At 71.0% G+C, this 23,420-nt stretch carries 30 protein-coding genes and 1 tRNA gene; 22 read left to right on the top strand and 9 right to left on the bottom strand.

What is annotated here, in order from left to right; all coding sequences use genetic code 11:
- Positions 1-54: 54 nt before the first annotated feature.
- The 7 genes from ASC67_RS09510 (at position 55) to ASC67_RS09480 (ending at position 4,150) form a co-directional block, all read left to right on the top strand.
- Positions 55-306, top strand: coding sequence for a GlsB/YeaQ/YmgE family stress response membrane protein (locus ASC67_RS09510; RefSeq protein WP_056318628.1), 252 nt, complete (start codon positions 55-57; stop codon positions 304-306).
- Positions 307-310: 4 nt separating this feature from the next.
- Complete coding sequence (locus ASC67_RS09505) at positions 311-820, top strand: hypothetical protein (protein ID WP_056318624.1); 510 nt, start codon at positions 311-313, stop codon at positions 818-820.
- Complete coding sequence (locus ASC67_RS09500) at positions 820-1,308, top strand: acyl-CoA thioesterase (protein ID WP_056318619.1); 489 nt, start codon at positions 820-822, stop codon at positions 1,306-1,308. Before ASC67_RS09505 ends, ASC67_RS09500 begins: the two co-directional genes overlap by 1 nt.
- Positions 1,305-1,715 (top strand): alternative ribosome rescue aminoacyl-tRNA hydrolase ArfB, encoded by a 411-nt coding sequence (arfB, locus tag ASC67_RS09495; RefSeq protein ID WP_056318614.1) that lies wholly within the window; start codon positions 1,305-1,307, stop codon positions 1,713-1,715. The genes ASC67_RS09500 and arfB overlap by 4 nt, the downstream gene beginning before the upstream one ends.
- A 310-nt stretch (positions 1,716-2,025) precedes the next feature.
- Positions 2,026-3,390: a DNA repair protein RadA gene (gene radA / locus ASC67_RS09490; RefSeq protein ID WP_056318611.1), complete on the top strand. Its 1,365-nt coding sequence runs from the start codon at positions 2,026-2,028 to the stop codon at positions 3,388-3,390.
- On the top strand, positions 3,387-3,752 hold the full coding sequence (locus ASC67_RS09485) for an antibiotic biosynthesis monooxygenase (RefSeq protein ID WP_056318607.1): 366 nt from the start codon (positions 3,387-3,389) through the stop codon (positions 3,750-3,752). Before radA ends, ASC67_RS09485 begins: the two co-directional genes overlap by 4 nt.
- Positions 3,749-4,150 carry a hypothetical protein gene (locus tag ASC67_RS09480; protein WP_082535927.1) on the top strand — a complete coding sequence of 134 codons (402 nt, stop codon included), beginning with the start codon at positions 3,749-3,751 and terminating at the stop codon, positions 4,148-4,150. Before ASC67_RS09485 ends, ASC67_RS09480 begins: the two co-directional genes overlap by 4 nt.
- Positions 4,151-4,216: 66 nt before the next feature.
- Here the strand turns inward: ASC67_RS09480 and ASC67_RS09475 are convergent, their stop codons facing one another.
- Positions 4,217-4,630, bottom strand: a complete 414-nt coding sequence (locus tag ASC67_RS09475; RefSeq protein WP_056318604.1) for a hypothetical protein — start codon at positions 4,628-4,630, stop codon at positions 4,217-4,219.
- Positions 4,631-4,839: 209 nt separating this feature from the next.
- On the opposite strand from ASC67_RS09475, the gene ASC67_RS09470 reads away from it, so the two are divergent.
- Genes ASC67_RS09470 through waaF form a run of 3 tightly spaced genes read left to right on the top strand, consistent with a single transcriptional unit; the run spans position 4,840 to position 7,040 of the window.
- Positions 4,840-5,763: a branched-chain amino acid transaminase gene (locus ASC67_RS09470; protein ID WP_056318599.1), complete on the top strand. Its 924-nt coding sequence runs from the start codon at positions 4,840-4,842 to the stop codon at positions 5,761-5,763.
- Between the two features lie 28 nt (positions 5,764-5,791).
- Positions 5,792-5,995, top strand: coding sequence for a zinc-finger domain-containing protein (locus tag ASC67_RS09465; protein WP_056318596.1), 204 nt, complete (start codon positions 5,792-5,794; stop codon positions 5,993-5,995).
- A 16-nt stretch (positions 5,996-6,011) separates the two neighbouring features.
- Entirely contained in the window at positions 6,012-7,040 is a 1,029-nt protein-coding gene (gene waaF / locus ASC67_RS09460) for a lipopolysaccharide heptosyltransferase II (protein ID WP_056318593.1), read from the top strand.
- 25 nt (positions 7,041-7,065) lie between these two features.
- Here the strand turns inward: waaF and ASC67_RS09455 are convergent, their stop codons facing one another.
- From ASC67_RS09455 to ASC67_RS09445, 3 genes are all read right to left on the bottom strand, one after another.
- On the bottom strand, positions 7,066-7,611 hold the full coding sequence (locus ASC67_RS09455) for a DUF3455 domain-containing protein (RefSeq protein WP_056318589.1): 546 nt from the start codon (positions 7,609-7,611) through the stop codon (positions 7,066-7,068).
- A 102-nt stretch (positions 7,612-7,713) separates the two neighbouring features.
- A complete protein-coding gene (locus ASC67_RS09450; protein ID WP_056318583.1) occupies positions 7,714-8,400 on the bottom strand; it encodes an anti-sigma factor domain-containing protein in 687 nt (228 codons plus the stop codon).
- Positions 8,401-8,407: 7 nt separating this feature from the next.
- On the bottom strand, positions 8,408-9,025 hold the full coding sequence (locus ASC67_RS09445) for a sigma-70 family RNA polymerase sigma factor (RefSeq protein ID WP_056318578.1): 618 nt from the start codon (positions 9,023-9,025) through the stop codon (positions 8,408-8,410).
- Positions 9,026-9,122: 97 nt separating this feature from the next.
- Between ASC67_RS09445 and purU the strand changes: the two genes are divergently transcribed.
- From purU to ASC67_RS09425, 4 genes are read left to right on the top strand one after another with little or no spacing between them, the layout of a single operon-like run.
- Complete coding sequence (gene purU, locus ASC67_RS09440; RefSeq protein ID WP_056318574.1) at positions 9,123-10,010, top strand: formyltetrahydrofolate deformylase; 888 nt, start codon at positions 9,123-9,125, stop codon at positions 10,008-10,010.
- 16 nt (positions 10,011-10,026) lie between these two features.
- The gene (locus tag ASC67_RS09435; RefSeq protein WP_056318569.1) at positions 10,027-10,467 is read left to right on the top strand and encodes a nuclear transport factor 2 family protein; all 441 of its coding nucleotides are present in this window, start codon (positions 10,027-10,029) and stop codon (positions 10,465-10,467) included.
- A 17-nt stretch (positions 10,468-10,484) separates the two neighbouring features.
- Positions 10,485-11,498 (top strand): YheT family hydrolase, encoded by a 1,014-nt coding sequence (locus ASC67_RS09430; protein ID WP_056318566.1) that lies wholly within the window; start codon positions 10,485-10,487, stop codon positions 11,496-11,498.
- A 21-nt stretch (positions 11,499-11,519) separates the two neighbouring features.
- The gene (locus ASC67_RS09425) at positions 11,520-12,071 is read left to right on the top strand and encodes a DUF2946 family protein (RefSeq protein ID WP_056318563.1); all 552 of its coding nucleotides are present in this window, start codon (positions 11,520-11,522) and stop codon (positions 12,069-12,071) included.
- A gap of 61 nt (positions 12,072-12,132) precedes the next feature.
- Here ASC67_RS09425 and ASC67_RS09420 read toward each other — a convergent pair whose 3' ends face one another.
- Complete coding sequence (locus ASC67_RS09420) at positions 12,133-12,678, bottom strand: cytochrome c5 family protein (RefSeq protein ID WP_056318556.1); 546 nt, start codon at positions 12,676-12,678, stop codon at positions 12,133-12,135.
- 139 nt (positions 12,679-12,817) lie between these two features.
- Between ASC67_RS09420 and ASC67_RS09415 the strand changes: the two genes are divergently transcribed.
- A tRNA-Arg gene (locus ASC67_RS09415) sits at positions 12,818-12,893 on the top strand.
- A 7-nt stretch (positions 12,894-12,900) separates the two neighbouring features.
- Here ASC67_RS09415 and ASC67_RS09410 read toward each other — a convergent pair.
- Positions 12,901-13,737 (bottom strand): Sir2 family NAD-dependent protein deacetylase, encoded by an 837-nt coding sequence (locus ASC67_RS09410; protein WP_056318553.1) that lies wholly within the window; start codon positions 13,735-13,737, stop codon positions 12,901-12,903.
- 192 nt (positions 13,738-13,929) lie between these two features.
- On the opposite strand from ASC67_RS09410, the gene ASC67_RS20800 reads away from it, so the two are divergent.
- A complete protein-coding gene (locus ASC67_RS20800) occupies positions 13,930-14,574 on the top strand; it encodes a glutathione S-transferase family protein (protein WP_056318545.1) in 645 nt (214 codons plus the stop codon).
- Between the two features lie 24 nt (positions 14,575-14,598).
- Here ASC67_RS20800 and ASC67_RS09400 read toward each other — a convergent pair whose 3' ends face one another.
- Positions 14,599-14,847 carry a hypothetical protein gene (locus tag ASC67_RS09400; RefSeq protein WP_056318542.1) on the bottom strand — a complete coding sequence of 83 codons (249 nt, stop codon included), beginning with the start codon at positions 14,845-14,847 and terminating at the stop codon, positions 14,599-14,601.
- Between the two features lie 80 nt (positions 14,848-14,927).
- Positions 14,928-15,140, bottom strand: coding sequence for a cold-shock protein (locus ASC67_RS09395; RefSeq protein ID WP_056318533.1), 213 nt, complete (start codon positions 15,138-15,140; stop codon positions 14,928-14,930).
- 304 nt (positions 15,141-15,444) lie between these two features.
- Here ASC67_RS09395 and ASC67_RS20275 point away from each other — a divergent pair, with 304 nt between their 5' ends.
- From ASC67_RS20275 to ASC67_RS09375, 4 genes are read left to right on the top strand one after another with little or no spacing between them, the layout of a single operon-like run.
- Complete coding sequence (locus tag ASC67_RS20275) at positions 15,445-15,822, top strand: DUF805 domain-containing protein (RefSeq protein WP_162245625.1); 378 nt, start codon at positions 15,445-15,447, stop codon at positions 15,820-15,822.
- On the top strand, positions 15,819-18,104 hold the full coding sequence (locus tag ASC67_RS09385; RefSeq protein ID WP_056318525.1) for an FAD-binding protein: 2,286 nt from the start codon (positions 15,819-15,821) through the stop codon (positions 18,102-18,104). The genes ASC67_RS20275 and ASC67_RS09385 overlap by 4 nt, the downstream gene beginning before the upstream one ends.
- Positions 18,104-19,150 (top strand): hypothetical protein, encoded by a 1,047-nt coding sequence (locus ASC67_RS09380; RefSeq protein WP_056318522.1) that lies wholly within the window; start codon positions 18,104-18,106, stop codon positions 19,148-19,150. Before ASC67_RS09385 ends, ASC67_RS09380 begins: the two co-directional genes overlap by 1 nt.
- Positions 19,151-19,194: 44 nt before the next feature.
- Entirely contained in the window at positions 19,195-20,247 is a 1,053-nt protein-coding gene (locus tag ASC67_RS09375; RefSeq protein ID WP_056318519.1) for an alpha/beta hydrolase, read from the top strand.
- Positions 20,248-20,356: 109 nt separating this feature from the next.
- Here ASC67_RS09375 and ASC67_RS09370 read toward each other — a convergent pair whose 3' ends face one another.
- On the bottom strand, positions 20,357-20,557 hold the full coding sequence (locus ASC67_RS09370; protein WP_056318516.1) for a heavy-metal-associated domain-containing protein: 201 nt from the start codon (positions 20,555-20,557) through the stop codon (positions 20,357-20,359).
- A gap of 145 nt (positions 20,558-20,702) precedes the next feature.
- On the opposite strand from ASC67_RS09370, the gene ASC67_RS09365 reads away from it, so the two are divergent.
- Both ASC67_RS09365 and cueR read left to right on the top strand, forming a co-directional pair.
- Complete coding sequence (locus ASC67_RS09365; protein WP_056318513.1) at positions 20,703-22,919, top strand: cation-translocating P-type ATPase; 2,217 nt, start codon at positions 20,703-20,705, stop codon at positions 22,917-22,919.
- Complete coding sequence (gene cueR, locus ASC67_RS09360) at positions 22,916-23,419, top strand: Cu(I)-responsive transcriptional regulator (RefSeq protein ID WP_255353671.1); 504 nt, start codon at positions 22,916-22,918, stop codon at positions 23,417-23,419. The genes ASC67_RS09365 and cueR overlap by 4 nt, the downstream gene beginning before the upstream one ends.
- The last annotated feature ends 1 nt before the right edge of the window (position 23,420 follow it).

Genomic DNA, 23,420 nt, shown 5'->3' with positions numbered 1-23,420 from the left:
GGTTGTGCCAACATCGGCTGTCCCTTCAACTTCTTCTCTCGGGAGATCCTCGCCATGGGCATCATTTCCACCCTGATCGTCGGTCTGATCGTCGGCGCGCTGGCGCGCTTCGTGATGCCGGGCGAGCAGAAGATGGGCTGGATCCTGACCTGCGTGCTCGGCATCGCAGGGTCCTTCCTCGCCGGTTTCGTCGGTCAGTCGCTGGGCTGGTACACGGTGGGCGAGCCGGCCGGCTGGATTGCCTCGGTGCTCGGCGCGGTGGTGCTGCTGTTCATCGTCGGCAAGTTGAACTCTTCCAAGGCCTGAGCGCATGGGCGTCGCGGTGCCGGCCGACCAGGCCCTTGAGCGGCACTGCCGCCGCCTCGTGCGGCGCCAGGCGCTGAAGGCGGCCGGCGTGTCGGCATTGCCGGTGCCGGGTGCCGACCTGTTCGTCAACGGCCAGATGCTCGCCTCCACGCTCGGTCAGATCAGCGAGGCGCATGGGCTCGGTCCGGACCAGGTGGCGCGCCTGCCGGCGCCGCTGCGCAACCGGGTCGACGATCTGGCGCTGGAGGTCGGCAGCTACCTGATCGGCCGCGCGCTGACGCAGGGCGTGCTGCTCGGCGCACTGCGCGCGCTGGGCGTGCGCCTCAGCGTGCAGCAGGCGGCCAAGTTCGCGCCGGTGGTCGGTCAGGTGGCGTCGGCCGCCTTGTCGGGCTGGATGTTCAAGCGCCTCTGCGACCGCCACCTCGCGCATTGCCAGCAGGTGCGCGCCGCCTTGCCCGAACTGCCGGCGCCTCCGCTGCTGCCGGACCTGCCGCATTCGACGGCGACGCACTGATGAGCGACCGGCCGCTGCACCAGCTCATGATGAGCGTGCTGATGACGCCCGACATGGCCAATTTCTCCGGCAATGTCCACGGCGGCACCATCCTGAAGCTGCTCGACCAGGTGGCCTACGCCTGCGCGAGCCGCTATGCGGGACGCTACGTGGTCACCGTGTCGGTCGACCAGGTGGTGTTTCGCGAGGCCATCCACGTCGGCGAACTGGTCACCTTCCTCGCGTCGGTCAACCTGACCGGCAGTTCGTCGATGGAGATCGGCATCAAGGTGGTCGCCGAGAACATCCGCACGCAGGTCGTGCGCCATGCCAATAGCTGCTTCTTCACGATGGTGGCGGTGGACGACGCCGGCAAGCCCACGACGGTGCCGCCGCTGCAGCCCGCCACGCCCGACGAGATGCGGCGCCACAGCGAGGCCCTGCAACGCAAGGCGCTGCGCCGCGAGCTCGACGCGCGGCTGCGCGACATCAAGGGCAGCCCGGCGTGAACCGCGAGGCGCTGGCCGCGCTGCTGGCGTGCGAGGCCGAGTGCACCGCGGTGCGAGCGCAGGGCGCCGGTGGCCAGAACGTCAACAAGGTGTCGAGTGCGATCCACCTGCGCTTCGACGTGCCGGCCTCGTCGCTGCCCGAGGCGCACAAGGCGCGCCTGCTGGCGCTCAGCGACCAGCGCCTCAGCGGCGACGGCGTGATCGTCATCAAGGCCCAGGAGCAGCGCACCCAGGCGCGCAACCGCGAGGACGCGCTGCAGCGCCTGCTGGAGCTGGTGGCGAGCGTGGCGACGCCGCCGCGCCGGCGCATCGCGACGAAGCCGACCTTCGGCTCCAGGCAGCGGCGGCTGGAGAGCAAGGCGCGCGACGGGCAGATCAAGGCGCTGCGCCGCCGGGCGATCGACTAGGGCCTGTTAACGCTACCGGAGGGCTCGCGTGACCCAGGAAACGGGCGCCATCAAGGCACCCAGCGCAGCCGGGGTCGGCCCCCCGGCGAGCATGGGCAACGCCGAGGGCGCCCGTTTCCTGGGATCACCCTTCGGGCCCGAGCTGCGCAGGCCGCAGGGCGGCGTTGCTCAGTCGTTGCGTGCAACAGCACGCGGCCTCCCTCGCGCCTACCCCTGCGGCCTGCGCAGCTCGGGCGCGAGCCCTCCGGTAGCGTTAACAGGCCCTAGCGCGGGTTCGGGTGGCCCGGCGAGCCGCGCCACAATGCGGCGAATGGCCAAGGACAAGACGAACTACACCTGCAGCGAATGCGGCGGCACGAGCCCCAAGTGGCTCGGCAAATGCCCAGCCTGCGGGGCCTGGAACACGCTGGAGGAAACCGTCGCCGAGTCGCCCGCGGCCACCCGGCACCGCTTCCAGTCGCTGGCGCGCAGTCTGCCGGTGGCCACGCTCAGCGAGATCGACGCGGCCGACGTCGCGCGCACGCCCACCGGCATCGACGAACTGGACCGCGTGCTCGGCGGCGGCATCGTCGCCGGCGGCGTGGTGCTGATCGGCGGCGACCCGGGCATCGGCAAGTCGACGCTGCTGCTGCAGGCGGTCGACGCGCTGTCGGCGCAGATGAAGGTGCTGTATGTCAGCGGCGAGGAAAGCGGCGCGCAGCTCGCGCTGCGTTCGCGCCGGCTCGGCCTGGACGGCAGCCGCGTGCGCGTGCTGGCCGAGATCAATCTCGAGAAGATCCAGGCCACGATCGACGCCGAGCAGCCTGCCTTCTGCGTGATCGACTCGATCCAGACCGTCTACTCGGAGCAGCTCACCTCCGCGCCGGGCTCGGTGGCCCAGGTGCGCGAGTGCGCCGCGCAGCTGACGCGCACCGCCAAGTCCGGCGGCACCACCATCGTGCTGGTCGGTCACGTGACGAAGGAGGGTGCGCTCGCCGGACCGCGTGTGCTGGAGCACATCGTCGACACCGTGCTGTACTTCGAGGGCGACACGCACAGCAGCTTCCGGCTGGTGCGTGCCATCAAGAACCGCTTCGGCGCGGTCAACGAGATCGGCGTGTTCGCGATGACCGAGCGTGGCCTCAAGGGCGTGGCGAACCCGAGCGCGATCTTCCTGTCGACCCACGGCGAGCCGGTGCCGGGCTCGTGCGTGATGGTCACGCTCGAAGGCACGCGGCCGCTGCTGGTGGAGATCCAGGCGCTGGTCGACAGCGGCGGGCCCAGCCCGCGGCGCCTGTCGGTCGGCCTGGAGCGCGACCGACTCGCGATGCTGCTGGCAGTGCTGCACCGCCATGCCGGCATCGCCTGCATGGACCAGGACGTGTTCGTCAACGCGGTCGGTGGCGTGCGCATCAGCGAGCCGGCGGCCGACCTGGCGGTCATGCTGGCGATCCAGAGCTCCCTGCGCGGCCGTCCCCTGCCGCGCGGTTTCATCGCCTTCGGCGAGGTCGGCCTGGCCGGCGAGGTGCGGCCCGCGCCGCGCGGCCAGGAGCGCCTGAAGGAGGCCGCCAAGCTGGGCTTCAGCGTCGCGGTGGTGCCCAAGGCCAACGCGCCGAAGAAGCCGATCGAGGGCCTCCGCATCCACGCGGTCGAGCGCGTCGAGCAGGCCGTCGAGGTGCTGAGGGAGCTGTCGTGAGCGATGCGGCCTTCGCGGCGCTGCCCGCGCCGCCGTACTACGCGGTGGTGTTCAGCAGCCGCCGCGCGACAACGGCGCCGGGCACCGACGACGGCTACGACGCGATGGCCGGCTATATGGTGGAGGTCGCTGCGACGCAGTCCGGTTTCCTGGGCGTGGAAAGCGCGCGCGACGCGGAGGGCTTCGGCATCACCGTGTCCTACTGGCGCAGCCTCGAGGACATCGCCGCGTGGAAGGCGCATGCCGAACACCGTGTGGCGCGCGAACGGGGCCGCCAGGGTTGGTACGCGCACTACGAGTTGCGGATCGCGCGCGTCGAGCGCGCTTATGGAGGACCGTCCGTGCAGGAGATCTCGGCATGATGAACCGACCCGTCGTCGGCTGGGGCCTGGCCGTCGCGGCCGTGGTGGCGGGCTACTGGGGCTATGGGTTGCCGGGGCTGGCCCTTGCGTCGACGGCGATCGTGTTCTGGCTGCTGCTGCAGTTCAGCCGCGCGATGCGCGTGATGCGCAAGGCCGGCAGCGCGCCGCTCGGCCAGGTCGGCAGCGCCGTGATGCTGAACGCGAAGCTGCGACCCGGCATGACGATGCTGGAGATCCTGCCGTTGACCGGCAGTCTCGGCGCGGTGGTCGGCGACACGGCCGACGAGACCTATCGCTGGCGTGACGCGGGCGGGGCCAGCGTGAGCGTGCACCTGAAGAGCGGGCGTCTGCAGACCTGGCAGCTCGAGCGCGAGGACGCGGCGGCGACCGAGCGCTAGCGGCTCCACCCCGCCGAGGAAAAAGAAAAGGCGCCTGCAGGCGCCTCGGTTGGGCGGTCGATCGCGTCAGGCGCCGAAGCGCCGACGCGAGATCAGGCCGATGACGCCCAGTGCGGCCAGGATGAGTGCGACGGTGTGGGACTCGGCCACGATGCCTGGATCGGCTTCGAGCATCGACGGGCCGGCGATGCCCGGCGCTGCGATCGCCGGCGGCGACGGCTGCTTCGCCGATGTGCGCTGGACCGGGGAGGTGCGGTTCGATTCGCGCACGGCCGGCGCTGCTTCCGCGGCAGGCCGCTGTGTCGCGCCGGCACCGGCCGCATCGACGCCCATCCACCGCGGCGGGAGCTCCGCGCTGCAGGCAGTCGAAGCGTCGGCGCCGCGGCAGGCGGCGGGAACGGACTGGGTCTGCGCGTGGCTGCCGTAGGCGACGGCAGCCAGGGTCAGGGTGGCGAGCAGGGGCTTAAGGAGCGCGTTCATGGAAGGCCGGATCTCGGCTAGAAAACGGTGAAGACAATGATTTGCTGCACAGCACAAAATTAACGTGATGCGCTCGAGGCATCAACCCCGGGAAGGGGGTCTCCCCCCGGTTCAGGGGGCGGCCGGCCCGCGCCTTCGACCGGACGGGGCGCGGCGCGCGCGCCCGTAGAATTTGAGGTTCTGCTTGCGCACTGAACCGAGGAACTCCGATGTCTATGTCCGACCGCGACGGCAAGATCTGGATGGACGGCCAACTGGTCGACTGGCGCGACGCCAAGATCCACGTGCTGACCCATACGCTGCACTACGGCTGCGGGGCGTTCGAGGGAGTACGCGCTTACAACACCGTCAAGGGCACGGCGATCTTCCGGCTGCGCGAGCACACCGAGCGGCTCTTCAACAGCGCCAAGATCCTGCGCATGAAGATTCCGTTCTCGCTGGAGCAGGTGATGGAGGCGCAGCTCGAGGTGGTGCGTGTCAACAAGCTGGAGAGCTGCTACCTGCGGCCGCTGACCTGGATCGGCGACAAGAAGCTCGGCGTCAGCCCCAAGGGCAACACCATCCACCTGATGATCGCGGCCTGGCCGTGGGGCGCCTACCTCGGCGAGGAAGGGCTCAAGCGCGGCATCCGCGTCAAGACCTCCAGCTACACCCGCCACCACGTCAACATCACGATGACGCAGGCCAAGGCCGTGAGCAACTACAGCAACTCCATCCTCGCCAACATGGAGGCCACCGACGACGGCTACGACGAGGCGCTGCTGCTCGATGCCTCGGGCTTCGTCAGCGAAGGCGCGGGAGAGAACATCTTCGTCATCAAGAACGGCGTGATCTACACGCCCGACCTGTCGGCCGGCGCGCTCAACGGCATCACGCGCAACACCGTGTTCTCCATCGCGGCCGACCTGGGGCTGAAGATCGTCGAGAAGCGCATCACCCGCGACGAGGTCTACATCGCCGACGAGGCCTTCTTCACCGGCACCGCCGCCGAGGTCACGCCGATCCGCGAACTCGACCGCATCGAGATCGGCATCGGCTCGCGCGGCCCGATCACCGAGAAGATCCAGTCGGCCTTCTTCGACATCGTCAACGGTCGCAACGCCAAGTACGGCGAGTGGCTGGCTGCGGTCTGAACCTCTCCACCCCGCCGGACCCCCTTCCATGAGCAGCCAACCGCAAGCCGTCGTCGAAGTCACCGCACAGGACCTGCACGGTCCGGGGGTGGTGTTCTGCCCGAACCCGAAGATGCCGCTGTGGAGTGCGCACCCGCGCGTCTTCATCGACGTGGCCCACGCCGAGGGCAAATGCCCGTATTGCGGCACCGTCTACCGGCTGAAGGCCGGTGAGAAGCTCCACGCCCACTGAACCGCGCGGCGGTGCGATGACCCGCGCCCTGGTCATCGCACCGCAGTGGATCGGCTACGCCGTGATGGCCGAGCCGCTGCTGGCCGCACTGGCGGCCCGCGGAGAACGGCTGACGGTGGCCGCGTTGCCGTCGGTCGCGCCGCTGTTCCAGGCGATGCCGCAGGTGGCCGAGGTGATCACGCTGCCGTTCGCGCACGGGCGGCTCGACTGGTCGGCGCGGCGCGCGCAGGCACGGCAGATCAAGGGGCGCTTCGACGTGGCCTACGTGCTGCCGAACTCGCTGAAATCGGCGTTGCTGCCGTGGCTGGCGCGCATCCCGCGTCGTGTCGGCTACCAGGGCGAGGGGCGGCTCGGGCTGCTCAACGAGCGCCTGCCCAACCCGGTCGGCGAGCCGCCGCTGGTCGCCTTCTACGGCGCGCTTGCCGGCGGCCTGCCGCCGCGCGCGCGTCCCCGCCTGCAACTGGCGCCCGGGCGCGTCGACGCCGTGCTCGCGCGCAGCGGGCTCGGGTTTCAGGGCTACTGGGTGCTCGCGCCCGGCACGGAGCAGGGCGCCGCCCGACGCTGGCCGGCCGCGGCGTATGCCGCGCTGGCCGAGGAGCTTCACGCGCGCCATCGGCAGCCTGTAAGGCTGGTGGGCTCCGGCCCGGAAGTGCCGGTCTGCGAGGAGATCGCCGAGCTGGCGCGCGGCGGGGACTGCCGCGTGCAGGCCGGTCCGGGGACGCTCGAGGACGCCATGGCATTGATCGCGGGCGCGCGCGGCGTGGTCAGCAACGACTCGGGGCTGATGCACGTGGCGGCGGCCTTCGGCGTGCCACAGGCCGCCGTGTTCGGCTCCACCAGCCCGCAGCACATGCCGCCGTTGAACCGGCATGCGCGCGTGCTGTGGTTGCAGACGATGCGTGGGGTCGAGCATCTCGATTGCCAGCCCTGCTTCGCGCGCGATTGCCGCTTCGGGCACCTGAAGTGCCTGACCGGCATCGCGCCGGAGCGCGTGCATGTGGCGCTGCAGGAGGCGCTGGCGAGCAGCGCCTCCCGGCCGGGCTGATCGATCCGGACGCGTCGCCGGGCGCTCAGCGGCCGTAGAACACGTAGTCGGCCGCGTAGGTGACGACCTGCTTCTCGCCCTTGTTCGCCGCCGCGCACGCCATGGCCGGAGCCACGCCGCCGACCGTCTTCAGGCGCTGGATGTAGGTCACGCCCTGCATCGCGCCGCTGCCCGTCGCCGGGTCGGCCTTCACCAGTTGCAGCGGGATGCTGCCGGGCTGGTTGGGGGCCACCGCGAGCTGCTTGCCGGTGACCTTGGAGCCGTCGTTCGACTCCCAGGTGGCCGGCGGGCCGTAGTATTTGCCGATCGCCTTGCCGCCGTCGTCCTGCAGGCTGGCCACCGGGCCGACGAACACCCATTCGTGCTGTCCGGCGGCGTCTTTCTTCTCTCGGCATTCGTAGGTGATGGCGCCGCCGCTGGTGGTGGTCCACAGCTTCTGCGTTTCGCCGGTCGGCACGCGCACCGACTCGGGCAGGCTGGCGTTGTCGATGGTCTTCGGGGACGTCATCGGTTGCATGGCGCAGGCGCCCAGGGCGAGGGCGGCGCAGGCGGTGATCAGGTTCAGGCGCATGGTGGTCTCCGTAGGTGGGTGGGTGTTCGGGGGTTGCCCCTCACCCCTGCACTACGGAGACGGCGGGCCGGCAGATGCAGCGCCGCCGACAGAATTTTCAGGTCAGATCTGCAGCTTCCCGACCGACAGGATCGGTCCGGTCGGTGCGCCGGTCGGCGAGCCGCCGCTCGGCTCCAGGCTGACCGCGAACGCTGCCGTGTCGCGCAGCAGCAGCCCGCGCTGCACCGTGGTGGCCTGTTCGCCCGACACCAGCCCCAGCGAGCGCGGCGCCCCCTGCGGCGGCACGGCCCACAGCTCGAAGGCCCGGCCGCTGCCCGGGGCCACCGGGTGGATCGGCTGCAGCACCAGCGCGCGGCCGTCGCGCGTCAGGCCCGCGGCGAAGCCGGCCTGCAGCACGCCTGCGGCCTCCGGATTCGGTGCGATCACCACGATGATCGGCGGCTGAACCGGCTGCGGCTGCGACAGCACCAGACCCAACGCGAGTGCGGCCACCGTGGCGAAGGCCGATACGCCCTGCCACAGCCCCAGCCGCTGCCACCAGCGTGCCGGCGCCGCAGCGTCGGCGAACAGCCGGCGCTCGAGCCGTGACCAGACGCCGGTTGAGGGCGGCACCGGCGTCACCGCCGCCGACAGCGGCAGCAGCCGCGCCTGCCAGCCGGCCACGGCGGCGGCGAGCGCCGGGTGCGCGGGCAGGAGCGCCTCGAAGCGGCGCCGTGCCGCGCCGCGCAAGGTGCCGAGCACGTATTCGGCCGCCAGGCGGTCCGCAAGGAGGGGGCGGCTGTAGTCCATCGCGCCCTCAGCCGGTGGTGGCCCGCTCGAGGCAGGTCTTCAGCGATTGCAGCGCACGCCGCAGCCAGCTCTTCACGGTACCCAGGGGCTGACGGAGCTGGTCGGCCACCTCGGCGTGCGACAGGCCCTGGTAGAAGGCCAGCGCCAGGCTTTGCTGCTGCTCGCCGCTGAGCGCACCGATGCAGCCGCGCAGCGCGCGGGCCTCGGCGGCCTGCCCGAGCAGTTCGAGCGGGCCGGCATCGGGGGATGCCAGATCCTGAAGCATGTCGTGTTCATCGTCCTCGCTGTCCGAACCCATCGAGGTGCTGACCGTGTGCGGTTCGCTCTGGCGGCGGCGCAGGCTGTCGATGGCCCGGTTGCGGGCGATGCTGGTCAGCCAGGTGAGTGGCTGGCTGCGGCCGGCGTCGAAACCCTGCGCCGCGCGCCAGACGTTCACGTACACCTCTTGCAGCACGTCCTCGGCCTGGGCTCGGTCCTTCTGGATACGCAGCACGACGCCCAGCAGATGCGCGCTGGTCTGCTGGTAAAGCGTGGCAAATGCCGCGCGATCGCCCAGCGCGACGCGCGCCAGTGCGGTCGCGATGCTGCGGCTGCGTTCGGACCAGTCCTCGGGGGCGGTGACCATGCGTGCGCGGATTCTAGAGAGGCCGGGTGCCGGCCATGTCGGCGTTTTCAGCCGTATGAGTCGGCCGTCAGGGCCCGATCCTTACAATCGACTCACCATGGAAGCCACTGCACGAGAGTTCGTCCTCACCCTGTCTTGCCGGGATGCCAAGGGCATCGTCTACGCCGTGTCGGGCCTGCTGTACCAGGCCGGCTGCAACATCCTCGACTCCCAGCAGTACGGCGACGTGCAGGGCGCAGACAGCACCGGGCTGTTCTTCATGCGCGTGCATTTCAGCGCGCCCGGGCATCTGGCCGACGAGGCCTCGCTCGACAAGCTGTTCGCGCACGTGCGCGGCGAGTTCGGCATGACGGCTCGTTTCCATGCGCTGGCCACCAAGCCGCGGCTGCTGCTGCTGGTCAGCAAGCACGGCCACTGCCTGAACGACCTGCTGTTCCGCTGGAAGAGCGGCTCGCTGCCGGTGGAGATCCCGGCGGTGGTGTCCAACCACCCCGACTTCGCCGCGCTGTGCGAGAGCTACGGCCTGCCCTTCCATCACCTGCCGCTGGCCACCGGCAGCAGCGCGGCGGTCAAGCGCGAGCAGGAGTCGCGGATCGAGGCGCTGGTCGAACAGCACCGCATCGACCTGGTGGTGCTGGCGCGCTACATGCAGATCCTGTCGGCCGACTTCTGCCGCTTCCTCGATGGCCGGGCGATCAACATCCACCACAGCTTCCTGCCCAGCTTCAAGGGCGCGCGCCCCTACGATCAGGCGCATGCGCGCGGTGTCAAGCTGATCGGCGCGACCGCGCACTACGTGACCGCCGATCTCGACGAGGGGCCGATCATCGAGCAGGACGTGCAGCGCGTGGACCACTCGCTGGGCGCGGCGGACTTCACCGCCGTCGGCCGCGATGTCGAGTGCGTCGTGCTGGCACGTGCGGTCAAGTGGCACACCGAGCACCGCGTGCTGCTCGACGGCCACAAGACCGTGGTCTTCAAGTGACGCGCTGAGGACCCGCATGCCCGCCAAGCCGAAGGCGCCGCCCTCGTCGCCCGACGACGTCGAGGCGCAGTTCTACGAGGCGCTGCAACAGGCCGATCTCGAGAACCTGATGGCCGTGTGGTCGGACGACGACGAGGCCGCATGCGTGCATCCCGGCGGCCCCCGCCTCGTCGGCGCCGCGGCGATCCGCGCCTCGTTCGAGGCGATCTTCGCCAACGGCGCGATCGACGTTCACCCCGAGAAGGTGCGCCGGCTCCACGTCAACGGCACGGCGCTGCACCACGTGCTCGAACGGGTGCAGGTGCTCGGCGACGAGGGCGTGCAGAAGGCCTACGCGATCGTCACCAACGTCTACGTCCTCGGGCCTCAGGGCTGGCGCATGGTGCTGCACCACGCCAGCCCCGGCATGGCGCGCGAACTGCAGGAGATCTCCGAAGCGCCGTCGACGCTGCATTGAAGGCCCGCGCACATCGCATGACCGCCGTCGCCGATCGCGCGTTGCCCCCGGCCGACTGGCCTGTGCCCTGGTGGTTGCCGGGCGGCAATGTGCAGACCATCTGGCCGGCGCTTTTTGCGCGCCGCTTCCACGGGCCGGCCCCGAGCCTGCGGCGCGAGCGCTGGGACACGCCCGACGGCGACTTCATCGATGTCGACCACCTGGCCGGCGAAGCGAAGCTGCCGGCGGCGCCGTTGCTGGTGCTGTTCCACGGCCTCGAGGGCTCGTCGGCCAGCCACTACGCGCAGGCCTTCGCGGGGTGGGCGCAGGCGCACGGCTGGCCGTTCGCGCTGCCGCACTTTCGCGGCTGCTCCGGCGAGCTCAACCGCGCGCCGCGGGCCTACCACTCGGGCGACTTCGAGGAGATCGGCTGGATCCTCGGCCGACTGCGCGAGGGGCAGTCCCGGCCGGTCATCGCCGTCGGCGTCTCGCTCGGTGGCAATGCGCTGCTGCGCTGGGCCGAGGAGGCCGGGGACAGCGCCGCAGCCACGGCCGCGGCCGTGTGTGCAGTGTCGTCGCCGATCGACCTCGCCGCCGGCGGCCACGCCATCATCCGCGGCTTCAACCGGCAGATCTACAACCGCATGTTCCTGCGCTCGATGAAGCCGAAGGCGCTGGCCAAGCTGGCGCAGCATCCGGGCCTGTTCGACCGCGAGCGCCTGCTGGCCGCCCGCGACCTCCATGCCTTCGACGACGTGTTCACCGCCCCGCTGCACGGCTTTCGCAATGTCGATGACTACTGGGACCGGGGCTCGGCCAAGCCGCAGCTCGCCCGCATCCGCATCCCGGCGCTCGTGCTCAACGCTCGCAACGATCCCTTCGTGCCGGCCGCCTGCCTGCCGCAGCCGCACGATGTGGGCCGCCACGTCACGCTGTGGCAACCGGCACGGGGCGGCCATGTCGGCTTTCCGCGCGGGGCCTTTCCCGCCGAGGTGCTGGGCCTGCCCGAGGCGGTGATGGCCTGGGTCCGGGACGGCGCCGGGGTGGCCTGAGCCGCGCCGCACAATGCCGCGATGGATGACATCGTCCGTGCCGCGCTGAAGAAGTGGCCCCGGGTGCCCGCCTGCCACGGCTGGCTGGGGCTCGACGCGCGGGGCGACTGGTACATGCGCGACGACCGCGTCCAGGCGGCAGGGCCGTTCCCGCAGGTCAAGGGCAGCCGCCTGCTGCACCAGAAGCTGGTCGAGTTCATCGGTCGCAACTACGAGGCCGACGCCGACGGCGCCTGGTTCTTCCAGAACGGTCCGCAGCGCGTCTACGTCGAGCTGGAAGCCGCCCCGCTGGTGCTGGGCGTGCAGCGCATCGCCGATGACTATCGAGTGCAGACCCACACCGGTGCCGACGTGGCGCAGGTGAAGAGCGTCTGGCTCGACGAGCTCGGCCGGCTCTTTCTCGACACCGAGCTGGGTTTCGGTCTGGTGCGCTCGCTCGACATGGATGCCGCGGCCGATGCGGTGAACGAAGGGCGATGGGCGCCCGCCGAACGGCCCTTCGCCGAATTGCCGGTGAGCTTCGGCTACGTGCTCAGCCCGCAGCGGTCGGGCCTGACCCGCACCGGGGCGTGATCGCCGGCGGACAAGAAAAAGCCGGTCGCACGGACCGGCTGGTGGGTTGGGGCGCTGCCGCTCAGGGCGCTGCGCTGGCCGCCGGTGCCGGCGGCTTGGGCTCTTCGAACTTGGCTCCGCTGGCGTTGGCCATGTAGACCACCGCGCGGCCGATCTCCACGTCGCTGAAGTCGCCGCCGCCCTGTGCGCCCATCGCGCCCTTGCCCTTCAGTGCCGAGGTCAACAAGGCCTCGTAGCCGGCCGTGATGCGTGGTCCCCAGGCGGCCGCGTCGGCGAGCTTCGGCGCCCCGGCCACGCCAGCGGCGTGGCAGGCGGCGCACTGCGCCTTGAACACGTCCTCGCCGCCCTTCAGCGCGCTCACGTCCGAGGCGTCCTTGACCTCGACCTTGCCGACCGGCGCGATGCGCTCGGCGGTGGCCTCGGCCTTCAGGCCATCGCTGCCGGCCGCCGGCTTCTGCGCCGAACTCACGTAGCTGGCCAGCAGCACGATGATGGCGATCGGCACCACGAAGGCGAAGACCACCGCGATCACCAACTGCTTGGGCGTGCGGATCGGACCTTCGTGATTGGGCTCGTGATCGTCGTCGTGGGAGGGCGCTGCGCTCATGGGGTCCTCGAAGCTTTTGGGGGAGCAGAGCGGCGTGGTGAAACGCAGCTCGCAAAACCCATGGAGTATACAAGGGCACCCCGTCGCGAGCCTTGCCGGACGTCGCCCGCGACAGGGGCGCTGGTAGAATGAAGCTGTTGCGTCCGTAGCTCAATGGATAGAGTACTGCCCTCCGAAGGCAGGGGTTGCTGGTTCGATCCCAGCCGGGCGCACCACACGGGTTCAACCGCCGCCCAGGCGGGCGTCGATGGCCATCAGGCCCTCCCGCGCACCGACCTCCAGCCCGACGGCTCTCTCCATCGACACCGCGGCTTCACGCGGGTTGATCCGCACCAGTGATCCGCCGTGCGCGTGGACGACGTGCTCGCCGAAGCGACGCACCGACGCGATGGCGGTGCCCGCGCCGAGCTCGATCACCACGGGCCTCGCAGCCGTGCGCAGCCAGCTGGCCAGCCGTGCCTCCTGTTGCGAGGCCCGATGCTCGACCCACGCGCCGTCTCCGAACATCAGGATATTGGGCCGGGCCAGCGCGCCGCAGCGCGGGCAAAGCGGCAGTTCATCGCCCCGCCACCGACACGCGGCGGCATCGATCTCGGGCAGCACGCCGGCGGCGTGCCACACGAGATCGGAGCAGGGGCCGGTGCATTGGAGCCAGTGGATGGAGCCGTGGCACTCGAACACGTGCTCCTCGGCGAAGCCGGCGCGCTGGAACTGGCCGTCGACGTTGCTGGTGAAGACGAAGGCGCGCCGCGCCAGCCGCTCGGCCCACCGGCGCAGGATCGCGAAGCCGTCATGCGGAACGGTCTGCCGGTACAGCGCCAGGCGGTGACCATAGAAGCCCCAGGCGAGCCGCGGGTCGGTGCGGAACGTGCGGGGCGAGGCGACCTCGGTGAAGTCCATCGCGGCCCGGCCCAGTGCCGGATAGGCCTGCCAGAAGCCGGCGTTGCCGCGGAAGTCCGGCAGGCCGCTGTCGACGCCCATGCCGGCGCCGGCGGCAATGACGAGCGCATCCGCCTGCGCCAGGTATGCGGCTGCCCTGTCGATGTCCTCGGGTCGCATCGGGGCATCGTACGTCGTCGGTGCGCGCCACCGAACGGCGGCTCGGCCACCAGCAGCGCGCGACGGCCTGCAGTACGCTGCGCACGGGATCCCGTCGTCATCGACGATCGAAGTTCCGACGACAGCAACGACAACGACAGCGACGGCAGCGCGGCTTCGGCGCGGGCCGGCATCGACCAGGAGACCGCCACCGTGCTGACAGTTCACCACCTGAACAACTCGCGCTCGCACCGCATCGTGTGGCTGTGCGAGGAACTCGGCATCGAGTACCGGCTGGTCAAGCACCAGCGGCACCCCGAAACACAGCGCTCCCCCGAGTCGCTCAACCAGGTCCATCCGCTCGGCAAGGCGCCGACGATCGAGCACGCCGGCCAGTTGATCGTCGAATCGGACGCGATCATCGAGTACCTCTGCAACGTCTGCGGCGGCGGTCGGCTGAGTCGGGCTCCGGCGTCGACCGAATACGGCGCCTACCTGCAGTGGCTGGCCTACTCCGAGGGCACGCTGTTCCCGGGGCTGCTGGTCGATCTGGTCTATGCATGGACCGGCGGTGGCAATGCCGCGTTGATGGGCTTCTTCGACGTCGAGATCGCGAAGAACCATCGCTACGTCGAGAACGTGCTCGAGCAAAGGGAGCACCTGCTCGAGTCAGGCTTCTCCGCGGCCGACGTCAATCTGGGCTGGTCGTTGGAGTTCAGCGAGTGCCGCGGTCGCCTGAAGGACTTCCCGGCGCTGCGCGCGTATCTCGCACGGCTGCGCGAACGAGACGGCTACCGGCGTGCCATCGAGCGCGGCGGGCCGCAGGATCTGTCGGTGTTCTCGGCCGGCGCCACCTGACCCGGCGCGCCCGGACCGGCGCCCTCAGGGCACGCCGATCAGCGCCGACATCCGCCGGACATCGCGCTCGAAGGCGGTGATCGTGTGCTCCGAGATCGAGGTGTGCAGCAGCACGGTGCGCGCGACCTCGGCATTGCCCTCGAAGCTGCGCAGCAGGTCGGCGCGCAGCGGCAGCGGCATCTGGTGCAGCAGGGCCGTGACGAGCGCATCGAGCGCCACCAGGCTGCCCTTCAGATCGCAGATCTTCTCGGTCGCTTCCTGCAGGTTCTTCATGGCTGGCCCTCAAAAGAAAAAACCGCGGCCGAGGCCGCGGTTTCCTGGACGGCTCCGCGCGGAGCCATCGTCGCCGTGGCTCAGGACACCACGCGGATGTTGGAGGCCTGCGGCCCCTTCTGTCCCTGGGTCACCTCGAACTCCACGCGCTGGTTCTCGAGCAGGGTCTTGAAGCCCTCGCCCTTGATTTCCTTGAAGTGCGCGAACAGGTCCTTGCCGCCGCCGTCCGGCGCGATGAACCCGAAGCCCTTGCCCTCGTTGAACCACTTCACGGTTCCAGTTTCAGTCGTCATGTCGATTCCTTTCAAGTGATGCGCAGCACATGCCGACGCAGTGCAGAGACACCCAGAAAATCACCGATGGGAGATTCGACCGGAATCTGTCGGCTGGGCCGACAGGGAACAGCAAAGAGCCTACAGAGAGACGATCCAGAGCATGTCTACAGGGGCGATGCTACTCCTGTCGGTGTCGCGACGGCCGCGCGGCACGCCCCGAAGATCGGTTGTGGAAGCCGCGGAGGGCAAGGTAGGCTTGCGGGAAATGATTCCGGCCAGGCCGCTCCGGCGGCCTTCGGCGGGGCCAACGGGAGGGTTGCAGATGGGATGGGTCGACGAGTTCTCGACGTCCGGCAGGTTGAGCCGGGCCGGCTTCTGGGGGAGGCACCTGCTCGCGCTGCCGCTGGCCCTGTTCCTGTGTGTTTCCGCCACGCAGGTGCTGGGCGAGCCCATCGACGTGCTGCCCGCCCTGCTGACCACCGTCTTCCTGGTCTCGGTCTGGGGGCGGCGCCTGCATGACCGCGGACGCTCGGCGTGGTGGCTGCTGGTGGTGGTGCTGCCCGTGCTGGGGGCGCTCTACCTGTTGATCGAGTGTGGCCTGCGCGGGTCCGTGGCGGCGTCCCGCTACGGCGCGCCCGCAGACCTGCGTCCCGACTACGTGACCGTCGGCGCCGCGCCGCGGATGGAGCGCGCGCCATGAACACCGACCACCACATCGTCAACGACGTCACGCAGCTGAACCCGGTGCGGGTGATGGCCATCGTCGCGCCGAGCACCGTCGAGGACGTGCAGGAGGCGCTGCGGCGCACCTCCGGCCCGGTGTCGGTCGGTGGCGGGCGCTTCAGCATGGGCGGGCAGACGGCCAGTCCGGGCAGCCTGCACTTCGACATGCGCTCGATGAACCGCATCGTCGCGTTCTCGCCCGAGAACAAGACCATCCTCGTGCAGGCCGGCGTGCGCTGGTGCGACATCCAGCGCTTCGTCGATCCGCACGGGCTGGCGGTGAAGATCATGCAGACCTACGCCAACTTCACGGTCGGCGGCGCGCTCGGCGTCAACTGCCACGGCCGCTACGTGGGCCTGGGTCCGCTGGTGCTGTCGGTGCGCAGCCTCAAGCTCGTGCTGCACGATGGGCGCGCCGTGGTGGCCAGCCGCACGGCGCACCCCGAGCTGTTCTTCGGCGCCATCGGCGGCTACGGTGCGCTGGGCGTGGTGGTCGAGGTCGAGCTCGATCTGGCCGACAACAGGCGCGTCAAGCGCGTCGACAAGGTGATGCCGCTGTCGGCGTATGGCGGCTACTTCAAGGACACCGTGCGCTGCAATCCGAAGGCGGTGTTCCACAACGCCGACCTCTACGGCCCGCACTACCGCAGCGTGCGCGCCGTGACCTGGGTGGAAACCGACGAGCCCGCCACCACGCCCGACCGGCTGCAGCCGCTGCGCGCCGCCTATCCGCTGCACCAGTACTTCCTGTGGGCGGTGTCGGAGACGCCGTTCGGCAAGGAACGGCGCGAGAAGATCGTCGATCCGCTGCTCTACCTGCGCAAGAAGGTGCACTGGCGCAACTACGAGGCCGGCTACGACGTCGCCGAGCTCGAGCCGCCGTCGCGGGCGCAGCGCACCTACGTGCTGCAGGAGTACTTCATCCCGGTCGAGCGGTTGCTGGAGTTCGTGCCGAAGATGGCCGCGGTGCTGAGCCGCCACCGCGTCAACGCGCTGAACATCTCGATCCGGCACGCGATGCCCGATCCCGACACCGCGCTCGGCTGGGCGCCGACCGAGACCTTCGCCTTCGTGCTGTACCACAAGCAGCGCACGCGCGAGAACGCCCGCAGCCGGGTCGGCGTGTGGACGCGCGAGCTGATCGACGCCGCGCTGTCGGTCGGCGGCACCTACTACCTGCCCTACCAGCCGCACGGCACGGTGGAGCAGTTCCACCGCGCCTATCCGAAGGCGGCGCACCTGTTCGCGCTGAAGTGGGAGGTCGACCCGAACTTCCGCTTCACCAACGTGCTCTGGGACAAGTACTACCGCGCGTGGCTCGACCGCGGCACGCCGCCCGCGGCGCCAGCGCCGGCCAGCGAGTTCCATCAGGTGTTCGGTGAAGTCGAGCTGTCCGACGCCTTCTACCGCTTCCTGCAGAACGTGTTCCGGATCGCGCCGGAAGACCGCTTCCACCACCTCATCGGCGAAGCGTGCAAGCTGCACGCCGACGAGGAGACGATCTACCGCTACATCCAGCGCGAGCTCAAGGGCATCAAGCCGGCGACGGCCGACCTGCGCTACGCGCTGCCCTCGCTGTTCAGGCAGAAGGCCGAGATGACACGGCAGACGCTGCAGGTGCTGGGTGGACGCCGCAAGTTCGACGGCTACGCGGAGATCGGCTCCAAGGGCCGCTACTACCGCGGGCTGGCCGCCGCGCTGGAACTGCGCGGCCCGCGCTATTTCATCGACGAGCAGGCGCAGACCTTCTCGCCGGTCGACATCATGGAGCGCGGCCAGATCGGCCGGCTCGGCCTGCACGTGCCGCTGTCCGACTACGCGCCGCTCGGGCCCGGCATCGCCGACGCGAGCCTCGACCTGGTGACCTGCTATGTGGGCCTGCACCACATGACGGCCGAGCGGCTGGGCTATTTCCTGCAGTCGGTGCGGCGCGTGCTGCGCCCCGGCGGCGCCTTCATCGTGCGCGACCACGACGTGCGCAGCGACGAACTGCGCGCGCTGGTGTCGCTGGCCCACACGGTCTTCAATGCCGGGCTGGGCGAGAGTTGGGAGACCAACCTGGCCGAGCTGCGCTATTTCGAGTCGGCCAAGACCTGGGTCGACCGGCTCCAGGCGCAGGGCTTCGACGACACCGGGCACCGGGTGCTGCAGGACAACGACCCGACCGACAACACCTTGTTCTGCTTCGTGCGCCGGCTCGATCCGCAGACGCTGCGCGACCCAGCGGTGATGGTGCAGGCCCGCGGGGTGCGGCCTTGATGCGCCACCGGTTCGCAGCTGCCGTGGCGGCGGCCGGACTGCTGTGCGCCGCGGCGCTGGCGCAGGGCGAGGCCGCCACGGCGCCGGCCACACCACCCGAACACCGGCGCACGCCCGACCAGACCTTCCTCACGTTTCCCGAGTGGTACCTGGTGCACAGCCCGGCCGAGTACGCGGCCTACCTGTCGCGCAGTGGCCACCCGAGCAGCTTCCCGCTGTTCTCGCACGTCGGCCAGTTCTGGCAGTCCTACGCGGGCGTGAGCCGCGAGATCGAGAAATACCCGTTCAACGGCGGCTATCACCTGATGGTGATGGTGATCGGCGTCAGCACCACGGTCGAGTACGGCCTCAAGGGCCTGTACGAGCGCACGATCGGCCGCCTCGCCGAGGCGCTGCGTTCTGGCGAGTCGGTGCCGGAAGAGCAGTTCGCGGCGCGCTATGCGCAGGCTTACGTCGACTTCATCCGCGTCGAGCCGTGGTATCAGTTCGACTTCTGGCAGCAGCTGCGCTCGCTGTGGTCGGCCGCGCCGACCGGCGGGCCGAATCTCGTGCGGCGCTGGGAGCGCCGCTTCGCGCTCACCTCGGAGCTGCTGGTGAAGGAGGGCTATGCGCGGCTCATCAAGCTCGGCACCCAGAGCCTCTACGACGCGCCGAAGCCGGTCACCGCCGTGCTGCTGAGCGCGGCGCCGCAGGCCGATCCTCAGCACCCCGACTACCAGCCGCTGGCCGCGGCCGAGGCGGGCGCGCCGGTGCTGGCGACCGTGCCGCGCTACGAAGCCTTCACCGCCTACAGCACCTGGCTGGCGGACCAGGGCATCGACTTCCGGCAGATCGCCGGCAACGACGGCGAGGTGGTGGTGAGCGTGCTGGTGCCCGCCAGCTGGTCGGCGGCCAGCGTGCGCACGCTGTTCGAGCAGCCGGTACTGACGCAGCCTGGGCGCAAGCGCGTGGTGTTCGCGGTGCCGGTGGCGCGGCTGGCCGCCGAGCTCCGGCGCGCGCAGGCCTCGGCGGGGCAGGTGGTGGTGGAACACGTCTACGACTTCTGAGGATGCGCGCGTCTGCGAACGACAGGCCGCCTCGTCGTGCCCGCTTGGGCCTCGCCGGGCGCATCGCCCGGCACCTGGTTGCTGCGGCGCTGTTGCTGGTGGCCGTGCTGGCGCTCGCGCTCTCGGCCTGGATCGCCTGGACCCAGCACGCCCGGGCGATGCGCGAGACGCAGAGCGCAGAGCCACTGGCCGGCGGCCAGGGCCGCTGGGTGGACGTCGGCGACGCGCGGCTCTACGTGCAGGAATGGGGCCGTCCCACGGACCCCGCGCTGCTGCTCACCCACGGTACCGGCGCGTGGAGCGGCACCTGGTTCGGCCTGCCCGACGCACTGGCGGCGGCCGGGTGGCGCGTGGTGGCCGTCGACCTGCCGCCGTTCGGCCTGACGACGACGCCCGGTGACGGCCTTGCGGTCGACTACTCGCGCGCCGCGCAGGCGCGGCGCCTGATCGCGCTCGCCGGCACGCTCGGGTCCGACCTCACCCTGGTGGGCCACTCCTTCGGCGCCGGGCCGGCGCTGGAGGCGGCGCTCGTGGCGGGCGCAGGTTCGAGCGGGGTGGCGCTGCGCCGGCTGGTGCTGGTCGATCCGGCGCTCGGCCTCGGCCCCGGCGGCGAGCCGCCGCACTGCGTGGCGGGCGCCGGGCCCGGCGTGCTGCTGGGCAGCCAGGCGCTGCGCACCACGCTGGTCAGTGCCACCGCCACCTGGCCGGGGCTCACCGGTCCGCTGCTGCGCCGGTTCGTGCACCGCCAGGACGCGGTGACCGACGCGCTGCTGCCGGCCTATCGCCTGCCGTTCGCCCGCGCCGCGTTCAGCCAGCGGCTCGGCGACTGGGCCGCGGCCTTCTCGCAGGCCGCCTGCGAACCGGCCGACAGCCTGCGGCCCGAGCGGCTCACCCGCTGGGCCGCACAAGGCGTGCCGGTGGCGTTGGTCTGGGGCGAGGAAGACCGCATCACGCCGCTGGCCCAGGGCCGCGCGCTGCAACGCTGGATGCCGGGAGCGACGCTCACCGTGCTGCCGGGTGTGGGCCACATCCCGCACATCGAGAGCCCGGAGGCCTTCTCCACGGCGCTGATCGGCGTGCTGGGCCCGGCGCGCTGAAACCGCACGATGGGCGTTGGGGCTGGCTGCCGGTCAGCACGGTCGGGCGCTCGGATGCGCACCGACGGTCGGGTTGCGATGCCGCGCGCGACAGACAGGACAGCATCGATCAAAGCACCGGCGTTGGCGGGTAGCCGGCGTCGCGCAGCGCGTGCTCGAGCTGCGCGCGCGGCACGCCGCTCTCCACTCGCACGCGGTGCGTCGGCAGTTCGGCGAGCACCTTGGCACCGGGGTCCAGCGCGGTGATGGCCTTCGTGATGCTGCCGACGCAGTGGCCGCAGCTCATGTCCTTGATCTCGAACTCGATCATCGCGATCTCCTGGCAGGCAATGCAAGGGACCGATCTTCGACGTTGCCCCGGTGGGAAGGTCAAGCGGCGGCCGGCACCCTGCCTTGCGTGAGGTCAATGCCGGCGCGTTTGACTTTGCCATGATGGGAAGGTCGAGACTGCCGTCATGATGAACACCGCTGCATCGCCCCCGCTGATCCTGAGCATCGAAGGCATGAGCTGCGCGTCGTGCGTGCTGCGCGTGGAGAAGGCGCTGAAGAAGGTGCCCGGCGTCACCGAGGCCTTGGTGAACCTGGCGACCGAGACCGCGCAGGTGCGCGCCACGCCGGGCACACTGCCCGGCGCGCTGGAGGCCGCGGTGCACGCGGCCGGCTACGAGGCCCATGCCGCGCCTGCGGACGGCCCGCCGCCGGCGGCGGGGCCCAGCGAGGCCGCACGGGGCTGGCCGGTCGCCGTCGCGGCACTGCTGTCGCTGCCGCTGGCACTGCCGATGCTCGCGCTGCTGTGGGGGGGCCACGCGATGCTGCCCGCCCCCTGGCAATGGGCGCTCGCGACGCCGGTGCAGTTCTGGCTCGGCGCGCGCTTCTACCGCAATGGCTGGCATGCGCTGCGCGCCGGCAGCGGCAACATGGACTTGCTGGTGGCGCTGGGCACGTCGGCGGCCTATGGCCTGAGCGTGTGGCAGTTGCTGTGGGGCCATGCGGCCCATGGCGATCCCCACCTCTACTTCGAGGCGTCGGCGGTCGTCATCACGCTGGTGCTGCTCGGCAAGTGGCTGGAGGCCCGCGCCAAGCGCCAGACCACCGCGGCGATCCGCGCGCTGCAGGCGCTGCGGCCCGAGACGGCGCGCGTGCTGCGCGATGGGGTCGAGGCCGAGCTGCCGCTGACGGCGCTGGTGCACGGCGATCTCGTCATCGTGCGGCCCGGCGAGCGGCTGCCGGTCGACGGCCTCATCGAGGAGGGCGCGAGCCACCTCGACGAATCGCTGCTCACCGGCGAGAGCCTGCCGGTGGCGCGCGGCGCCGGCGAGCGCGTGATCGGCGGGTCGCTCAACGGCGAAGGCCTGCTGCGCGTGCGCGCCACGGCGCTGGGTGCCGAGTCGACGCTGGCGCGCATCGTGCGGCTGGTCGAGACGGCGCAGGCCGAGAAGGCGCCGATCCAGCAACTGGTCGACCGGGTCAGCGCGGTGTTCGTGCCGGTGGTGCTGGGGATCGCCGCGCTCACGCTGCTCGGCTGGGGCCTGGCCGGCGGCGACTGGTCGCAGGCCACGCTGAACGCCGTTGCGGTGCTGGTCATCGCCTGCCCCTGTGCGCTGGGCCTGGCGACGCCGGCGGCGCTGATGGTCGGTACCGGCGTGGCCGCGCAGCACGGCATCCTCGTCAAGGACGCGACAGCGCTGGAGGCGGCGCACGGCCTGCGCGTGGTGGCCTTCGACAAGACCGGCACGCTCACCATCGGCCAGCCCACGCTGGTCGAGCTGAAGGCGACCGGCGCGCACGACGCCACGCTGGCGCTGGCCGCGGCCGTGCAGGCCGGCAGCGAGCACCCGCTGGCGCGCGCGGTGCTGGCGGCGGCGGCCTCCCGCTCGCTCGCGCTTGCGGCGGCGCAGGACGTGCGGGCGGTCGCCGGCCGCGGCGTGGCGGCGCGGGTCGGCGACCGCCCGCTGGGTCTCGGCAGCACGCGCTGGATGCGCGTGCTCGGCGTCGACCTCGCGCCGCTGGAAGCGCTGGCGGCCGAGCACCAGCGCCAGGGTCGCACGGTGTCGTGGCTGGCCGATCTGGGCGACGCCGCTGCGCCCTCGTTGCTGGCCCTGCTGGCCTTCGGCGACACGCTCAAGCCCACGGCCGCGGCTGCGGTGCGGCATCTGCAGCGCCTCGGCCTGCGCACCGTGCTCGTCACCGGCGACCAGCCCGGCGCCGCGCAGGCGGTGGCCCGGGCGCTCGGTATCGACGAGGTGCGCGCCGAGGTGCTGCCGGCCGACAAGGCCGCGGTGATCGCCGGCCTGCGCAGCGAGAGCGGCTCGGTGGCGATGGTCGGCGACGGCGTCAACGACGCGCCCGCGCTGGCCGCGGCCGACGTCGGCATCGCGATGGCCAACCCCGGTGGCGGCGGCACCGACGTGGCGATGCAGGCGGCCGGCATCACGCTGATGCGCGGCGATCCGGCCCTGGTGGCCGACGCGATCTCGATCTCGCGCCACACCACGCGCAAGATCCGCCAGAACCTGTTCTGGGCTTTCGTCTACAACGCGGTGGGCCTGCCGCTCGCCGCCTTCGGCCTGCTGAGCCCGGTGTTCGCCGGTGCGGCGATGGCGCTCAGCAGCGTCAGCGTGCTGGGCAATGCGCTGCTGCTCAAGCGCTGGAAGCCGGAGGAGGACCGATGACTGCGACATCAAGAGCCGGCCGAACGCCGGGCCGCCCCAAGCCGGCCGACATCCCCTCGGGGGATCGGGTGCCGCAGGCACCGGAGGGGCTGTCATTCAACATCGGCGAGGCCGCCCAGCGCAGCGGCATGTCGGCGAAGAGGGTGCGGCACTACGAGAGCCTCGGCCTGCTGCCGCCGGTGGCGCGCAGCGAGGCTGGCTACCGGCGCTACTCGATGCGCGAGGTGCACACGCTGCGCTTCATCCGCCGTGCGCGCGAGCTGGGCTTCGGCATGGAAGAGATCCGCGTGCTGCTGTCGCTGTGGCAGGACCGCGGCCGTGCCAGCCGCGAGGTGAAGCAGGTGGCGCAGCGCCATGCCGCCGACCTGCAGCGGCGCATCGACGAGATGCAGGCGATGCAGCGCACGCTGGAGGCGCTGGCGCAGCACTGCCATGGTGACGAACGCGCCGACTGCCCGATCCTCGACGACCTGCAGGCCGGCCCGCGGCACCGGCCTTGAT

Source organism: Methylibium sp. Root1272, assembly GCF_001425905.1.
In the GTDB taxonomy this organism is placed as follows: Bacteria; Pseudomonadota; Gammaproteobacteria; order Burkholderiales; family Burkholderiaceae_C; genus Methylibium.
Note: the sequence above shows the minus strand (reverse complement) of the source record. Positions and strands in the feature narration are given on the sequence as shown.

Bases quoted from the DNA above. Each gene is read 5' to 3' on its own strand.
- ASC67_RS09500 (WP_056318619.1), top strand. From the start codon at position 820: ATGAGCGACCGGCCGCTGCACCAGCTCATGATGAGCGTGCTGATGACG.
- ASC67_RS09410 (WP_056318553.1), bottom strand. From the start codon at position 13,737: ATGCGACCCGAGGACATCGACAGGGCAGCCGCATACCTGGCGCAGGCG.
- cueR (WP_255353671.1), top strand. From the start codon at position 22,916: ATGACTGCGACATCAAGAGCCGGCCGAACGCCGGGCCGCCCCAAGCCG.
- ASC67_RS09435 (WP_056318569.1), top strand. From the start codon at position 10,027: ATGCCCGCCAAGCCGAAGGCGCCGCCCTCGTCGCCCGACGACGTCGAG.
- ASC67_RS09430 (WP_056318566.1), top strand. From the start codon at position 10,485: ATGACCGCCGTCGCCGATCGCGCGTTGCCCCCGGCCGACTGGCCTGTG.
- ASC67_RS09370 (WP_056318516.1), bottom strand. From the start codon at position 20,557: ATGATCGAGTTCGAGATCAAGGACATGAGCTGCGGCCACTGCGTCGGC.
- ASC67_RS09425 (WP_056318563.1), top strand. From the start codon at position 11,520: ATGGATGACATCGTCCGTGCCGCGCTGAAGAAGTGGCCCCGGGTGCCC.
- ASC67_RS09450 (WP_056318583.1), bottom strand. From the start codon at position 8,400: ATGGACTACAGCCGCCCCCTCCTTGCGGACCGCCTGGCGGCCGAATAC.
- radA (WP_056318611.1), top strand. From the start codon at position 2,026: ATGGCCAAGGACAAGACGAACTACACCTGCAGCGAATGCGGCGGCACG.
- ASC67_RS09510 (WP_056318628.1), top strand. From the start codon at position 55: ATGGGCATCATTTCCACCCTGATCGTCGGTCTGATCGTCGGCGCGCTG.
- waaF (WP_056318593.1), top strand. From the start codon at position 6,012: ATGACCCGCGCCCTGGTCATCGCACCGCAGTGGATCGGCTACGCCGTG.
- purU (WP_056318574.1), top strand. From the start codon at position 9,123: ATGGAAGCCACTGCACGAGAGTTCGTCCTCACCCTGTCTTGCCGGGAT.
- ASC67_RS09465 (WP_056318596.1), top strand. From the start codon at position 5,792: ATGAGCAGCCAACCGCAAGCCGTCGTCGAAGTCACCGCACAGGACCTG.
- ASC67_RS09480 (WP_082535927.1), top strand. From the start codon at position 3,749: ATGATGAACCGACCCGTCGTCGGCTGGGGCCTGGCCGTCGCGGCCGTG.
- ASC67_RS09505 (WP_056318624.1), top strand. From the start codon at position 311: ATGGGCGTCGCGGTGCCGGCCGACCAGGCCCTTGAGCGGCACTGCCGC.
- ASC67_RS09400 (WP_056318542.1), bottom strand. From the start codon at position 14,847: ATGAAGAACCTGCAGGAAGCGACCGAGAAGATCTGCGATCTGAAGGGC.
- ASC67_RS20275 (WP_162245625.1), top strand. From the start codon at position 15,445: ATGGGATGGGTCGACGAGTTCTCGACGTCCGGCAGGTTGAGCCGGGCC.
- ASC67_RS09365 (WP_056318513.1), top strand. From the start codon at position 20,703: ATGATGAACACCGCTGCATCGCCCCCGCTGATCCTGAGCATCGAAGGC.
- ASC67_RS09475 (WP_056318604.1), bottom strand. From the start codon at position 4,630: ATGAACGCGCTCCTTAAGCCCCTGCTCGCCACCCTGACCCTGGCTGCC.
- ASC67_RS09455 (WP_056318589.1), bottom strand. From the start codon at position 7,611: ATGCGCCTGAACCTGATCACCGCCTGCGCCGCCCTCGCCCTGGGCGCC.
- ASC67_RS09420 (WP_056318556.1), bottom strand. From the start codon at position 12,678: ATGAGCGCAGCGCCCTCCCACGACGACGATCACGAGCCCAATCACGAA.
- ASC67_RS09380 (WP_056318522.1), top strand. From the start codon at position 18,104: ATGCGCCACCGGTTCGCAGCTGCCGTGGCGGCGGCCGGACTGCTGTGC.
- ASC67_RS09385 (WP_056318525.1), top strand. From the start codon at position 15,819: ATGAACACCGACCACCACATCGTCAACGACGTCACGCAGCTGAACCCG.
- ASC67_RS09395 (WP_056318533.1), bottom strand. From the start codon at position 15,140: ATGACGACTGAAACTGGAACCGTGAAGTGGTTCAACGAGGGCAAGGGC.
- ASC67_RS09445 (WP_056318578.1), bottom strand. From the start codon at position 9,025: ATGGTCACCGCCCCCGAGGACTGGTCCGAACGCAGCCGCAGCATCGCG.
- ASC67_RS09470 (WP_056318599.1), top strand. From the start codon at position 4,840: ATGTCTATGTCCGACCGCGACGGCAAGATCTGGATGGACGGCCAACTG.